Source organism: Citrobacter sp. RHBSTW-00524 (assembly GCF_013747755.1).
In the GTDB taxonomy this organism is placed as follows: Bacteria; Pseudomonadota; Gammaproteobacteria; order Enterobacterales; family Enterobacteriaceae; genus Citrobacter; species Citrobacter braakii.
This window is the reverse complement of sequence record NZ_CP056421.1, coordinates 2,345,479-2,360,191: the sequence shown is the minus strand read 5'-3', so window position 1 is coordinate 2,360,191 and position 14,713 is coordinate 2,345,479. Positions and strand designations below refer to the sequence as shown.

Sequence of the window (14,713 nt, the reverse complement as noted above, 5' to 3'; positions counted from 1 at the left end):
TATCAGTAACGAATTTTCGGGTCGATAACGGCATACAGCACGTCAACAATCGCGTTAAACACGATGGTCAGCGTCCCTACCAGTATGGTGAGGCTCAGGACCAGCGAATAGTCGCGGTTTAACGCGCCATTGACGAACAGCTGGCCAATGCCCGGCAAACCATAGATGGTTTCAATAACCATCGAACCGGTAATAATGCCGACAAATGCTGGTCCCATATAGGACAGCACAGGCAACAGCGCAGGTTTTAACGCATGGCGGAAAATGATCCGCCGCATCGGCAACCCTTTAGCGCGCGCGGTACGAATAAAGTTAGAGTGCAGCACTTCAATCATTGAACCGCGGGTAATACGGGCGATACTGGCGATATAAGCCAGTGACAAGGCCACCATCGGCAGGATCATAAATTTCAACGCCCCGCCGTTCCAGCCGCCTCCGGGCAGCCATTTCAAGGTTATGGCAAATATCATGACCAATAAGGGAGCGACCACGAAACTGGGGATAACCACCCCGGTCATTGCCACCCCCATCACCGTGTAGTCCCAACGCGTATTTTGTTTCAGCGCGGCTATCACCCCTGCGCTAACGCCAACGAGGACCGCCAGAATAAAGGCCGCAGCTCCCAGCTTCGCAGAAACCGGAAAGCTCGAGGCCACAAGGTCGTTTACCGTATAGTCTTTATATTTAAAAGATGGCCCAAAATCGCCATGCGCCAGCTGCTTGAGGTAGCTGAAGTACTGCGTCGAGATAGGATCGTTAAGATGATATTTCGCTTCGATATTAGCCAGTACCTCTGGCGGTAACGCGCGTTCCCCGGTGAATGGGCTTCCCGGCGCAAGGCGCATCATAAAGAATGAAATCGTAATAAGTATAAACAGCGTCGGAATCGCTTCCAGACAGCGACGTAATATAAATTTTAACATTGCCCGTACCTTCTGGCGTGTGCCTTTACACCTCTTCTACCCCGACGTTCAGGTAAAGCGGTGTTAATAGTTCGAAGAAAAAAGACACTGTGGGGCAAAATGATTGCCCCACGTCTTGCCATTAATGCTTGATAATATACAAGTCTTTAACGTGGATATTATCCATCGGGTCTTTACCGGAGTATCCGCCAACCCATGGTTTCACCAGGCGGGCGTTAACATAGTAATAAACCGGTACAATCGCAGAATCTTTATCCAACTGCTGTTCCGCTTTCGAATACAGTTCGCTGCGCTGCGCTTCATCAGTCACTTTCAGCGTATCCGCAATCAGCTTATCAAACGCCGGGCTCTTATAGTGGACGGTGTTGTTGGAGCTGTCAGACAGCACCATATTCAGGAAGGATGTTGGTTCGTTGTAATCCGCACACCAGCCTGCACGCGAAACATCATAGTTACCCTGATGGCGCGTATCGAGGAATGTTTTCCATTCCTGGTTTTCCAGCTTCACGTTGGCGCCCAGATTTTTCTTCCAGATAGATGCCGCAGCGATGGCCAGCTTTTTATGCAGATCTGAGGTGTTATACAGCAGGTCAAAGGTCAACGGTTTTTCAGCGGTATACCCGGCTTCAGCCAGCAGTTTTTTCGCTTCTTCATTGCGTTTTTCCTGAGACCATTTGAACCACTCTGGTTCAACCAGTTTCGCGCCATCGGTGTAAGGAGGGGTAAAGCTATACGCCGGCAGGTCCCCCTGGTTTTTAACTTTGTTGACGATAATGTCACGATCCAACGCCAGTTTCAGGGCGGTACGAACACGAACATCGTTGAACGGTGCTTTCTGGTTGTTGATTTCGTAATAATAGGTGCACAGATACGGGTCAACGTGAACTTCGTTCGGGATCTCTTTTTTCAGTTTCTGGAATAACTCGATCGGCATGTTGTTATAGGTCATGTCGATTTCGCCGCTACGATAGCGGTTAACGTCAGTCACTTCAGAAGAAATTGGCAGGTAGGTAACCTGGTTAATAACCGTTTTGGCGTTGTCCCAGTAGTTGGTGTTACGCTCAAGTACAATGCGCTCGTTGACCACCCAGTCTTTCAGCTTATAGGCGCCGTTGGTGACGATGTTAGCGGGCTGGGTCCATTTCTCACCGTATTTTTCAACCGCTGCTTTAGGAACCGGAGAAACGGATGAGTGCACAAGCAATTTGTAGAAATAAGGAACCGGCTCGCTCAGGGTGACTTCAAATGTATGATCGTCGAGAGCTTTGACACCGAGATCGGTGATCGGCTTTTTGCCGGCGATAATATCGTCAATATTGACAATGTGACCGTACTGTAAATAACTGGCGTACGGTGACGCGGTATTTGGATTAGCCAGGCGTTGCCAGCTATACACGAAATCTTGCGCGGTAACAGGCGTGCCGTCAGACCATTTAGCGTCTTTACGCAGATGGAATGTCCACACCTTAAAGTCTTTATTTTCCCACTTTTCAGCCACGCCAGGCGATGGTTTGCCATCGACATCGCTGATTAATAAACCTTCAAACAGGTCACGGTTGATATTGGATTCAGGTACACCTTCGATTTTATGTGGATCGAGTGACTGAACTTCCGAACCGTTATTACGCACCAGAGTCTGCTTTTCAGCAAGCTGCACACCTGCTGGCACAACTGCCGCCGTAGCAACATTCCCAGCGATTAGCGCAGTTAGGATCCCCGCAGCTACTAAACTTTTTTTAGTGATGTTAGTCATTGTGTTTGTACTCCCTCATTATTATGGCTGGTTTTTTAACCAGACTGTTAATCCTGTCAGGATCCCTGTACGGCACCGGAGATTTTCTGCCGTCAGGTAGTTTCTTGTTTTACTGCTTGCTATCACCGACTTTATTTATTTCTGGCGATTCGTATGACCGCCTTGCGTCGATTATCTACGTGCCTCCCCTGCCGGAAACACGCTATTACCCTGTTGAGAGAAACTAATTGAAAATGATTCTCATCAACGTGAATTCTTCTGCATAATACCTGGCCGGAAAGTATCAAATGCGTTTCTTAACCGCCAATACATTTTACAAATTTGTTAACCAATTCTCTTTTATTGGAAATAAATCTCACTAAAAAAGTCTTACGAATGAAAGGTTGTGACAATAAAACGATAAAAATCAATATATTGCATCACACGCAGTGTTAACCCCCAGTCCTGTGTCAACACCACGCCAAAATGCACATAAATTTAACAATTGGTTATTAATTAGCACATTCATCTAAAAAAAACGCTGAAATAACTAATAACATTTCGATAATCCTTCAGCAAGCCCCAGAGTATGATGTTAATAAAATAACAGTGACATCGGGATCCCTCTGGTGGACCATTGAGTGTTATATCCATAAAATCAATGAATAAATTAATGAATAACCATCAGATATTTTTATATTTCTATGCTGATTTTCAACTTTAGTGAGAAGTTTTACTAATAACGAAAGGAAACGGAGCCGAAAGAGGCTCCGTTGATGCCGAAGAGGAATATCAGGCAAGTAAACCGGGGAAAATGGACTTGATTCCAGTCACAATGAATTCGATCCCTAAGGCCATTAACAACAACCCCATAATACGCGTAATGACGTTGATACCGGTTTGGCCCAGCAGCCGTACCAGCCACGGTGCCATGCGGAACAGTCCCCAACAGCACAGGGCAAACAACGCAATCGCCACAAAAAAACCAAACAGGTTAATCGCACTGTGATAGCGCGTACCCCAAACGATAGTTGAGCTTATCGCCCCCGGCCCCGCCATAAGCGGCAATGCCAGCGGCACTACGCCGATACTTTCGCGGATTGCTGTTTCTGATTTTTCCTGTTTGTTTTGCTTATCTTCGCCCAGTTTTCCGCTAATCATCGACATCGCGATAGTCACCACCAGAATGCCGCCGGCAATCCTGAACGAATCTATCGAGATACCGAAGAGCTGCAGAATACCGTCACCAAGGAACAGCGAAGTCCACAGGATGATGGCAACCGACAGGTTTGCCGTAAGGTTGGTTTTATTTCGCGCAGCAGCCGTTTGATAGCTGGTCATACTGATAAAGACAGGGATGATCCCGACCGGGTTAACCAATGCGAATAACCCAATGAAAAACTTAAAATAGACAGGAAAATCAAATAGCGTTTGGATCACGGTTAGCTCCGAAGCGTTAGCCGGATAAAATGAGTCATTAAAATTGATAAAATCCGCGCTGAAGATACGCCTTTTGTCAGCATACTTCACCTTCTATCTGTGTATATCTACGTAAATACACTTCCAATACTTAGTGTTATTAATATGTATTAAATATGCTAATGTTAATGACATTCACCCCATCAATTTATTAACACTTACCGATAAACGCTAAAAGGGCCTGCTGAAAGGTGTCAGCTTTGCGAAATTTTGATCCAGATCACGCAATTACTACTCAGAAGTGAGTAATCTTGCTTACGCCACCTTGAGGTAGCGCGTTAGAATTAAGTGGCGCTAGCGTATAAGCTCTTTTAGTAAATCAAGGTAAAGTGGACGTTAATTAACCGTTTGATTTTCAAAACGTTACACAAATTTTCGTCGATCTGTCTATACTCTCGTATCGAGCAGATGATTTACTAAAAAAGTTTAACATTATCAGGAGAGCATTATGGCTGTTACTAATGTCGCTGAACTTAACGCACTTGTAGAGCGCGTAAAAAAAGCCCAGCGTGAATATGCCAGTTTCACTCAAGAACAGGTTGACAAAATCTTCCGTGCCGCCGCTCTGGCTGCCGCAGACGCTCGAATCCCTCTCGCGAAAATGGCCGTTGCCGAATCTGGCATGGGCATCGTCGAAGATAAAGTGATTAAAAACCACTTTGCTTCCGAATACATTTATAACGCATATAAAGACGAAAAAACCTGTGGTGTGCTGGCTGAAGACCACACTTTCGGTACCATTACCATCGCTGAACCGATTGGTATCATCTGCGGTATCGTTCCAACCACTAACCCGACTTCTACTGCAATCTTCAAATCACTGATCAGCCTGAAGACGCGTAACGCCATCATCTTCTCTCCGCATCCGCGTGCTAAAGATGCCACTAACAAAGCGGCTGATATCGTTCTGCAGGCAGCAATTGCTGCTGGCGCACCGAAAGATCTGATCGGCTGGATCGATCAACCTTCCGTAGAACTGTCAAACGCGCTGATGCACCACCCGGACATCAACCTGATCCTTGCGACCGGTGGTCCAGGCATGGTTAAAGCAGCATACAGCTCCGGTAAACCGGCAATCGGTGTAGGCGCAGGTAACACCCCTGTGGTTATCGATGAAACCGCTGATATCAAGCGTGCTGTTGCATCTGTTCTGATGTCTAAAACTTTCGATAACGGCGTGATTTGTGCTTCTGAACAGTCCGTTGTCGTTGTTGACTCTGTATACGACGCAGTACGTGAGCGTTTCGCGACTCACGGCGGCTACATGCTGCAAGGCAAAGAGCTGAAAGCCGTTCAGGACGTTATCCTGAAAAATGGCGCACTGAACGCGGCTATCGTTGGTCAGCCGGCATACAAAATTGCTGAACTGGCAGGCTTCTCCGTACCAGAAACCACTAAGATTCTGATCGGTGAAGTGACAGTTGTTGACGAAAGCGAACCGTTCGCTCACGAAAAATTGTCTCCAACGCTGGCAATGTACCGTGCGAAAGACTTCGAAGACGCCGTTATTAAAGCTGAAAAACTGGTTGCGATGGGCGGTATCGGTCATACCTCTTGCCTGTACACCGACCAGGACAACCAGCCAGAACGTGTTGCTTACTTCGGTCAGATGATGAAAACCGCACGTATCCTGATTAACACCCCAGCTTCTCAGGGTGGTATCGGTGACCTGTACAACTTCAAACTCGCGCCTTCCCTGACTCTGGGTTGTGGTTCCTGGGGTGGTAACTCCATCTCTGAAAACGTTGGTCCTAAGCACCTGATCAACAAGAAAACCGTTGCTAAGCGAGCTGAAAACATGTTGTGGCACAAACTTCCGAAATCTATCTACTTCCGTCGTGGCTCTCTGCCAATCGCACTGGATGAAGTGATTACCGATGGTCACAAACGTGCGCTGATCGTGACCGACCGCTTCCTGTTTAACAATGGCTATGCTGACCAGATCACCTCCGTGCTGAAAGCTGCTGGCGTTGAAACCGAAGTGTTCTTTGAAGTGGAAGCTGACCCAACTCTGACCGTTGTACGCAAAGGTGCTGAGCTGGCTAACTCCTTTAAACCAGACGTGATCATCGCGCTGGGTGGCGGTTCCCCGATGGATGCCGCGAAAATCATGTGGGTTATGTACGAACACCCAGAAACCCACTTCGAAGAACTGGCACTGCGCTTTATGGACATCCGTAAACGTATCTACAAGTTCCCGAAAATGGGCGTAAAAGCGAAGATGGTTGCCGTCACTACCACTTCCGGTACTGGTTCTGAAGTTACTCCGTTTGCGGTTGTTACTGACGATGCAACTGGTCAGAAATACCCGCTGGCAGACTATGCGCTGACTCCGGATATGGCGATTGTTGACGCCAACTTGGTGATGGATATGCCTAAGTCCCTGTGTGCGTTCGGTGGTCTGGATGCCGTCACTCACGCCCTGGAAGCTTACGTATCCGTGCTGGCTTCTGAGTTCTCCGACGGTCAGGCTCTGCAAGCGCTGAAACTGCTGAAAGAAAACCTGCCAGCGTCCTACCACGAAGGTTCTAAGAACCCGGTAGCGCGTGAGCGTGTACACAGTGCAGCAACCATCGCCGGTATTGCGTTTGCTAACGCCTTCCTGGGTGTATGTCACTCAATGGCGCACAAGCTGGGTTCTCAGTTCCACATTCCTCACGGTCTGGCGAACGCCCTGCTGATCAGCAACGTTATTCGTTATAACGCGAACGACAACCCGACTAAACAGACTGCATTCAGCCAGTACGACCGTCCACAGGCTCGTCGTCGCTACGCTGAAATCGCAGACCATCTGGGTCTGAGCGCACCGGGCGACCGTACTGCTGCAAAAATCCAGAAACTGCTGGGCTGGCTGGAAGAAATCAAAGCTGAACTGGGTATTCCTAAGTCTATCCGTGAAGCTGGCGTTCAGGAAGCTGACTTCCTGGCACACGTGGACAAACTGTCTGAAGATGCGTTTGATGACCAGTGTACTGGTGCTAACCCGCGTTACCCGCTGATTTCTGAACTGAAACAGATCCTGATGGATACCTACTACGGTCGTGAATACAGCGAAGATCAAACCGCCGTTAAGACTGAAGCAGTAGCAGCCCCGAAAGCTGAGAAAAAAGCGAAGAAATCCGCTTAATTCAACCAGATAAGTTTTAGTCTCACCATAAACGGTCCCAATTTGGGGCCGTTTTTTTTACTTCTTACGTTATCAGAATCGATACATGACCAATTCAGCGACGTGTAAAGGATGGACCTGTAAAAGGATGCTTAGGAGGATGCGAGAATAGCGTCAGGCGAGTGTCTGACAGGGTAGCGAACATTAGCGAATGTCGCAGCCTACCCTGTGCTAATAAGCGCCCAGAAGCGCGTAGAGTTAATCGTGGTTGTGTCGTTCTTGTATCGCCGTCAAAGAGCCCTCAGACTGTGCTTGCTTATAATGCTTACGGCATACCGATACATAGCGTTCGTTCCCGCCAATCACCACCTGTTCGCCCTCGTTATAAGGTCGTCCTGCCTGATCAAGACGCAACACCATGCTGGCCTTACGCCCACAGAAACAAATGGTTTTTAATTCAACCAGTTTATCTGACCATGCCAACAGGTATTCGCTGCCGCCAAATAACTCACCACGAAAATCGGTACGCAAGCCGTAGCACAACACGGGAATGTCCAGCTGATCGACAACTTCAGATAATTCATAAACCTGCTGTCGAGTCAGAAACTGCGACTCATCAACCAGTACACAGTGAATTCTTTGCTGCTCATTCTCAGCCCGAATCTCTTCGAACAATGATGAATTTTGGTTAAACAATTTTGCAGGTGACGACAGACCTATACGTGAACTTACTTTTCCAGCACCAAAGCGGTCATCAATTTCCGCTGTATATACCACGGCACGCATCCCACGTTCCTGATAATTGTACGAAGATTGCAGCAATGCAGTCGACTTACCGGCATTCATTGCAGAATAGTAAAAATATAGCTGTGCCATTGACCGTAGGCCCTCACCCGGGGAAATAAATATGGGCAGGATTGTACCATATTTCACGAACGTGTCGGTGTAGCGTTGCCGGCATAGGCGTATAAATAGGCGTACAGACTCGCTCAGTGTCGCCTAAATAACCGATCCTCTAAGTGACATGGGAGCGTGAGTACACTCCAGCCATGGCCCAGGCAGCCTGAAACTGGACGGATATATACACACTCTTTCACAAATAGTGCTCATGAAATTTATCCATACCTCTTATCTTCTTACGGCAATAAAGAACCCCTTCCCTTATTGTTATTGAATCTACCCACTGTCGTCATGTATTAGCGAATTCATGTAAGCAAAACTAATACAAAAGGTTGAAATCACTGCAAAGAGATACTATTTGCACACCATAAAATGTGACCTGAATCTTGAATTTTTACTCTCAGCCGCTGAGAAGCCCCCTCACCAATAAGCCTTTTTTATGCCCAACGTCGCGGAGAATTTAAGACAGATGAATTAATTCTGATACTAAATAAAGCGCAATTTTGAATTCCTTACATTCCTGGCTATTGCACAACTGAATTTATCGCTCTATTATTAGCTCAACAAACCACCCCCAATATAAGTTTGAGATTACTACAATGAGCGAAGCACTTAAAATTCTGAACAACATCCGTACTCTTCGTGCGCAGGCAAGAGAATGTACTCTGGAAACGCTTGAAGAAATGCTGGAAAAATTAGAAGTTGTTGTTAGCGAGCGCCGTGAAGAAGAAAGCGCTGCAGCTGCTGAAGTTGAAGAACGTACTCGTAAACTGCAACAATATCGTGAAATGCTGATCGCTGACGGCATTGACCCGAACGAACTGCTGAATAGCATGGCTGCTGTTAAATCTGGCACCAAAGCTAAACGCGCTGCACGTCCGGCTAAATATAGCTATGTTGACGAAAACGGTGAAACTAAAACCTGGACTGGTCAGGGTCGTACACCGGCAGTGATCAAAAAAGCGATGGAAGAACAAGGTAAACAACTGGACGATTTCTTAATCAAAGAATAATTCAGAAATAGTTTGCTTAAAATCCCGCCAGTGGCGGGATTTTTTTTTACCTGTACTTCGCACAGTCCCTACCCAGTTCAGGTATAAAAAAACGGTGCTGGATTAACAGCACCGTTCAGACCTGAGAATACCAGCTGGTTACTTCTTAATACCCATCTCATCTTCCAGCCAGGCTTTAAATTCAGCGCCGAGAGTATTATGGCGAATACCATATTCAACGAACGCCTGCATATAGCCAAGCTTATTACCACAGTCATGGCTTTTGCCCTTCATGTGATAAGCTTCAACCGTTTCTTTTTCAATCAGCATATCGATAGCATCAGTCAGCTGAATTTCGTCACCGGCTCCCGGAGGCGTTTTTGCCAGCAGAGGCCAGATATCCGCGCTAAGGACGTAACGCCCCACGACGGCCAGATTAGATGGCGCCACATTCGCTTTCGGCTTTTCAACAACGCCAACCATCGGTACGCTTTCGCCCGGCGCTAATTCAACACCTTTACAATCAACAACACCATAAGCGGTAACATCTTCTACCGGCTCAACCATAATCTGGCTGCTGCCTGTTTCATCGAAACGATGAATCATTTCGGCAAGGTTGTCGCGTGATAAATCAGATTCGTATTCGTCAAGAATGACGTCCGGCAAGATAACCGCAACGGGCTCATCGCCAACCACCGGGTGCGCGCACAATACCGCGTGGCCCAGACCTTTGGCCAGTCCCTGACGCACCTGCATAATAGTGACATGTGGCGGACAAATAGATTGCACTTCTTCCAGAAGCTGGCGTTTTACACGTTTTTCCAGCATAGCTTCAAGTTCAAAGCTGGTATCGAAGTGGTTTTCAATCGAATTTTTAGACGAGTGAGTTACAAGTACAATTTCAGTGATGCCCGCAGCAATACATTCGTTTACGACGTACTGAATTAATGGCTTATCAACCAACGGTAGCATCTCTTTCGGGATTGCTTTCGTAGCCGGTAACATCCTGGTTCCTAATCCCGCAACCGGGATAACGGCCTTTTTGACTTTTGAATTAAGGGCAGCCATTTAAAACTCTCCTGGACTGTTCATGTATTGAACGTGTTCATCAATCTGTATCGCATCCAAGTATATCAGTACCGCGACAAGCTTCTGGTCTGAAAAGGACGCGCGTCGGTATAATTAAGATAAATACGAATAAATCTGGCGCTGATAGTAGCACTCACAGCATGAGTGGAGTGAGTCAATTTCATTCTCACTCCACTCGGTTGTTCATTCTGCAGACAACATCAGGCGCAGCCGACCACCGGCCCCCCAAATTTGGCATTGCCAGGATTCGCAACGTTGGCTCAGTTGATTAAGATACGCATTCCCTAAGGTTCCCAACGGAACGCCATTGCTGATTTGTACATTGTGGGAACCTGTATTTAATGTCGCATTCAGCCCTGCTGATACCAGAATCAGGTTTTTTAATCCGCTGTGGTAATAACCCACCAGCAAAGGGAATTGTCCGGGCAAATTAGCCTGGCGCAATAAATGGTTAACCTGTTTCAATAACGCACCGAGCTCCGGCAATCGTTGATTTTGATGCGCGAGCTGTTCCTGCAGCAAACCGTTAAATAGCGCCCGCAGTAACAATGCTGCCAGAACGCCATTATCCCCTGCCCGCGTCACATCCAGACAATAAAACGCAAGGTCATGGTCCGATAGCGGTGCAATATCCAGTACCAGCCCCGGCTGATCGGCAGCCACCAATTGACGATAGTTGATCCGACATCGTGAAATAACTTGCGACACAGGAGGCTGTAATTCTTGCAACAGCTTCGCTGCAGCGGCGGGATCACCAACCATCGCATCCCAGTCGCGAAACAGCCGCTCTTCTTCTTCCACGCGTGAATTAAACATATTCGGATACAGACACGCAAAGACGGTTTCGCGCAGGCGGTTCAGGTCCTTTACCGGCTTTAGCAGCACATCATCCACACCCAATCGCAGTGCTTTGGCTATATCAGACATGTTTTCCGTCGCTGATATCACCAGGATTGGGGTCTGATCGCCACGATTACGCAGATACTCTACTAGCTTAAGGCCGTTCATTCGTGGCATAGCCAGGTCGCAGATAATCAGGTCGGGGTTAAAGTGCCCGAGTAATTCAAGTGCTTCAAGTCCATCGCCAGCTACCGCCGTTGTCGCTCCCAAAGAGGAAAACCATGAGTCCATGAGTGAGCGAAATACCGGCTCATCCTCAACGATAAGAATCTGTTTTCCGACCAATGGCTGCGTCATATTCTCCCCCCTGACTGGCTTTAGTAAATAGTGGCATGCTATTGCTACTCACGCCTGTCAGAATTTGCTTAAGTGTTGATAAAAAATGCGTTAGATGTTGGTTTTCACCAGGGGTAGAAGTTCATCCATTTTCTTCTCGACCGCCAGTTGTCCAGCAGCAATTGCTGCGCTGGCGCGGTGAAAATCCAGCGTGGATATTTGCGGACAAAACGGCTGAATCAGGATGTCTGGCGGGTCACCGGCCATGCGGTTACGTTTCAGACGGTTTTCCAGAACCTGAATAGAAGTCGTCATGATCTCCATCGCCGTCGGCGCGGTTACCGCACGCCTGGCCGTTATGTTGCTCAAGCGCTCTTTCAGTCGGGCACGCCATGAAAGCGCGTCGACATCATCACCCGTTTCGGCATCACTGCTGACGTTAAAGGAGAGTAAATCTTGCTGCATAAGATGCGCATCGTGTTGCAGATCGACGGCAATAACGATGTCAGCGCCCAGCGCGCGAGTTAAGGATACAGGAACGGGATTCACCACCGCGCCATCGACCAGCCAGTAACCATTATGCGCTACAGGGGACATCAGACCAGGAATACTGCAGGAGGCCCGAACAGCCAGGTGCAAATCACCTTCCGTGAACCAGAGCTCCCGACCCGTACTCAGATTAGTAGCCACAGTTGCGAAACGGCGAGTGCATTGCTCAATTGCTTCTACCGGCATGACATTACGGTACTGATTGAATACCCGTTCACCACGCAGTAATCCGCCCCTGCGCCACGAGAGATCCATCAGACGTAAGACATCCCAATAGCTGAAAGAACAAACCCATTGTTCGAGAGCAGGTAACTTATTGCATGCGTAGGCTGCACCAACCAGCGAACCAATGGAACACCCTGCCACAATATCAACATCAATGCCCATATGCTTTAGGGCCTTAATAACGCCAATATGCGACCAACCTCGCGCCGCGCCGGAACCTAGCGCCAGCCCAATTTTTATTTTTCTCATTGTACGTACAAACTTCCCCTGGCTTGCAGACGTAGCAACATCGCTACCGCTCAGTTAACATAGTGCTACCTTGGCGTTTTTACGCCGTTTTTTTATTCCAGGGAGTACTTTGTGTCTCAGCTTTGTCCCTGTGGTAGCGCTGTCGAGTATAGCCTATGTTGCTACCGTTATGTGTCCGGCGCGCAAGTAGCACCTACGCCGTCACATCTCATGCGTTCTCGTTACTGTGCTTTTGTGATGAAAGACGCAGATTACCTTATCAAGACCTGGCATCCGGACTGTCATGCAGCCGAGTTTCGCGACGACATTATCGCAGGATTTAGCCACACCGAATGGCTCGGGCTGACCGTTTTTGAACAACAAACGGCAGACACAGAAAATATCGGCTATGTCAGCTTTGTTGCGCGATTTTCTGAACAAGGTAAAACAGGTGCAATTATCGAGCGCTCTCGTTTTTTAAAAGAAAACGGTCAGTGGTACTATATAGACGGTACACGCCCTCAAATTGGACGAAACGATACCTGCCCTTGTGGCTCCGGTAAAAAATTTAAAAAGTGCTGCGGCTAATCAACGCCCGACAGTATCAATTTTGCAAACATTCTCAACAGGATCACCGCTGCAAATGCATTCATTACAACGAAAAGTGCTGCGTACTATTTGCCCGGACCAAAAAGGTCTGATCGCGCGCATTACGAATATCTGTTACAAGCATGAACTGAACATCGTGCAGAACAATGAGTTCGTGGACCACCGTACCGGGCGCTTTTTTATGCGTACCGAACTGGAGGGTATTTTTAACGACGTCACGCTGCTTGCCGATCTGGATAGTGCCCTTCCAGATGGCTCCATTCGAGAATTAACGCCAGCAGGACGCCGCCGTATCGTCATTTTGGTCACCAAAGAAGCACATTGTCTGGGTGATCTGTTAATGAAGGCCAATTATGGCGGGCTGGATGTTGAAATCGCCGCTGTGATCGGCAACCACGAGACGCTGCGACCTTTGGTTGAACGGTTTGATATCCCGTTTGAGCTGGTCAGCCACGAAGGTTTAACGCGTGACGAACATGACCTGAAAATGGCCGACGCTATCGACGCGCACCAACCTGACTATGTCGTGCTGGCAAAATACATGCGCGTTCTGACACCAACATTTGTTTCACGCTTCCCGAATAAGATTATCAATATTCACCATTCATTCCTGCCAGCGTTTATTGGCGCTCGCCCTTACCATCAGGCTTATGAGCGCGGCGTGAAGATCATCGGTGCGACAGCCCACTACGTGAATGATAACCTCGATGAAGGCCCAATCATTATGCAGGACGTAATTCATGTGGATCACACCTACACCGCGGAAGACATGATGCGTGCGGGTCGCGACGTTGAGAAAAATGTATTAAGCCGCGCGCTGTATCAGGTTCTGGCTCAACGCGTCTTTGTTTACGGTAACCGAACGATTATTCTGTAATCGATTGATAATTGAATTGGTTACCTTTACATCTTTACGCGTAAAAATCAGGCAACCAGTTCTTTTTTATCAACGGAATACTTTACAGGGGCGCATCATTTGATATGATGCGCCCCGCTTCCAACGGAAGCAGGCCAGTAACTAGCATTACCCCGTGGTGGGGTTCCCGAGCGGCCAAAGGGAGCAGACTGTAAATCTGCCGTCATCGACTTCGAAGGTTCGAATCCTTCCCCCACCACCATTCATTCCGATTGATTCATAAAATTAGTATACCCCTGGTGGGGTTCCCGAGCGGCCAAAGGGAGCAGACTGTAAATCTGCCGTCATCGACTTCGAAGGTTCGAATCCTTCCCCCACCACCATCACTTCATAAAGCACCTGTATCAAATCCATCTGTTATGCCTCATATTCTGCCCAGACGGGAAGGATGAGAAGCTTCGACTAAGGTTCGATTCGAGCGTTAGCGAGAAAGCGTTGCCGCAGGCAACGACCCGAAGGGCGAAGCGCACCGCGCTGAGTAATCCTTCCCCCACCACCATCACTTCATAACGCACCAGCATCCAATCCATCTGTTATGTCTCATATTCTGCCCAGACGGGAAGGATGAGAAGCTTCGACTAAGGTTCGATACGAGCGTTAGCGAGAAAGCGTTGCCGCAGGCAACGACCCGAAGGGCGAAGCGCACCGCGCTGAGTAATCCTTCCCCCACCACCATCACCTCATAACGCACCAGCATCCAATCCCTCTGTAATGCCCCATACCTTGCCCTCGATCAAGCCTCAATTCGGGTCGGCAATTTGCCTGATGCGCTATGCTTATCCGGCAATT

General features: G+C 48.1%; 11 protein-coding genes, 2 tRNA genes and 2 other RNA genes. 8 read left to right on the top strand and 7 right to left on the bottom strand.

From position 1 onward, the window contains the following. Window positions 1–2 precede the first annotated feature (2 nt). From oppB to ychE, 3 genes are all read right to left on the bottom strand, one after another. A complete protein-coding gene (oppB, locus tag HV229_RS11355; protein ID WP_003020708.1) occupies window positions 3–923 on the bottom strand; it encodes an oligopeptide ABC transporter permease OppB in 921 nt (306 codons plus the stop codon). 121 nt (window positions 924–1,044) lie between these two features. After that, entirely contained in the window at window positions 1,045–2,676 is a 1,632-nt protein-coding gene (gene oppA, locus HV229_RS11350) for an oligopeptide ABC transporter substrate-binding protein OppA (RefSeq protein WP_016153271.1), read from the bottom strand. 771 nt (window positions 2,677–3,447) lie between these two features. Further along, complete coding sequence (gene ychE, locus HV229_RS11345; RefSeq protein WP_003020714.1) at window positions 3,448–4,095, bottom strand: NAAT family transporter YchE; 648 nt, start codon at window positions 4,093–4,095, stop codon at window positions 3,448–3,450. A 487-nt stretch (window positions 4,096–4,582) separates the two neighbouring features. On the opposite strand from ychE, the gene adhE reads away from it, so the two are divergent. Further along, window positions 4,583–7,261: a bifunctional acetaldehyde-CoA/alcohol dehydrogenase gene (gene adhE / locus HV229_RS11340; RefSeq protein WP_053388567.1), complete on the top strand. Its 2,679-nt coding sequence runs from the start codon at window positions 4,583–4,585 to the stop codon at window positions 7,259–7,261. Window positions 7,262–7,498: 237 nt separating this feature from the next. Here the strand turns inward: adhE and tdk are convergent, their stop codons facing one another. Next, the gene (gene tdk / locus HV229_RS11335; protein WP_019076935.1) at window positions 7,499–8,116 is read right to left on the bottom strand and encodes a thymidine kinase; all 618 of its coding nucleotides are present in this window, start codon (window positions 8,114–8,116) and stop codon (window positions 7,499–7,501) included. 623 nt (window positions 8,117–8,739) lie between these two features. Between tdk and hns the strand changes: the two genes are divergently transcribed. Then, window positions 8,740–9,153, top strand: coding sequence for a histone-like nucleoid-structuring protein H-NS (hns, locus tag HV229_RS11330; RefSeq protein WP_003020723.1), 414 nt, complete (start codon window positions 8,740–8,742; stop codon window positions 9,151–9,153). A 138-nt stretch (window positions 9,154–9,291) separates the two neighbouring features. On the opposite strand, the gene galU is transcribed toward hns, so the two are convergent. The 3 genes from galU to rssA form a co-directional block, all read right to left on the bottom strand. Continuing rightward, the gene (gene galU, locus HV229_RS11325) at window positions 9,292–10,200 is read right to left on the bottom strand and encodes a UTP--glucose-1-phosphate uridylyltransferase GalU (protein ID WP_016153274.1); all 909 of its coding nucleotides are present in this window, start codon (window positions 10,198–10,200) and stop codon (window positions 9,292–9,294) included. Window positions 10,201–10,404: 204 nt separating this feature from the next. Continuing rightward, the gene (gene rssB, locus HV229_RS11320) at window positions 10,405–11,418 is read right to left on the bottom strand and encodes a two-component system response regulator RssB (protein ID WP_016153275.1); all 1,014 of its coding nucleotides are present in this window, start codon (window positions 11,416–11,418) and stop codon (window positions 10,405–10,407) included. 90 nt (window positions 11,419–11,508) lie between these two features. Beyond that, on the bottom strand, window positions 11,509–12,420 hold the full coding sequence (gene rssA, locus HV229_RS11315) for a patatin-like phospholipase RssA (protein WP_016156731.1): 912 nt from the start codon (window positions 12,418–12,420) through the stop codon (window positions 11,509–11,511). Between the two features lie 111 nt (window positions 12,421–12,531). Between rssA and HV229_RS11310 the strand changes: the two genes are divergently transcribed. The 6 genes from HV229_RS11310 to HV229_RS11285 all read left to right on the top strand — a co-directional run bounded on the left by HV229_RS11310 (window position 12,532) and on the right by HV229_RS11285 (window position 14,599). Further along, complete coding sequence (locus HV229_RS11310) at window positions 12,532–12,987, top strand: YchJ family protein (RefSeq protein ID WP_029139563.1); 456 nt, start codon at window positions 12,532–12,534, stop codon at window positions 12,985–12,987. 55 nt (window positions 12,988–13,042) lie between these two features. Next, window positions 13,043–13,885: a formyltetrahydrofolate deformylase gene (purU, locus tag HV229_RS11305; protein ID WP_016153278.1), complete on the top strand. Its 843-nt coding sequence runs from the start codon at window positions 13,043–13,045 to the stop codon at window positions 13,883–13,885. 156 nt (window positions 13,886–14,041) lie between these two features. Beyond that, window positions 14,042–14,126 (top strand) — tRNA-Tyr (locus HV229_RS11300). A gap of 36 nt (window positions 14,127–14,162) precedes the next feature. Further along, a tRNA-Tyr gene (locus tag HV229_RS11295) sits at window positions 14,163–14,247 on the top strand. A 44-nt stretch (window positions 14,248–14,291) separates the two neighbouring features. Further along, window positions 14,292–14,423, top strand: a non-coding RNA gene (locus HV229_RS11290) — RtT sRNA. Window positions 14,424–14,467: 44 nt separating this feature from the next. Continuing rightward, window positions 14,468–14,599, top strand: a non-coding RNA gene (locus tag HV229_RS11285) — RtT sRNA. Window positions 14,600–14,713 lie beyond the last annotated feature (114 nt).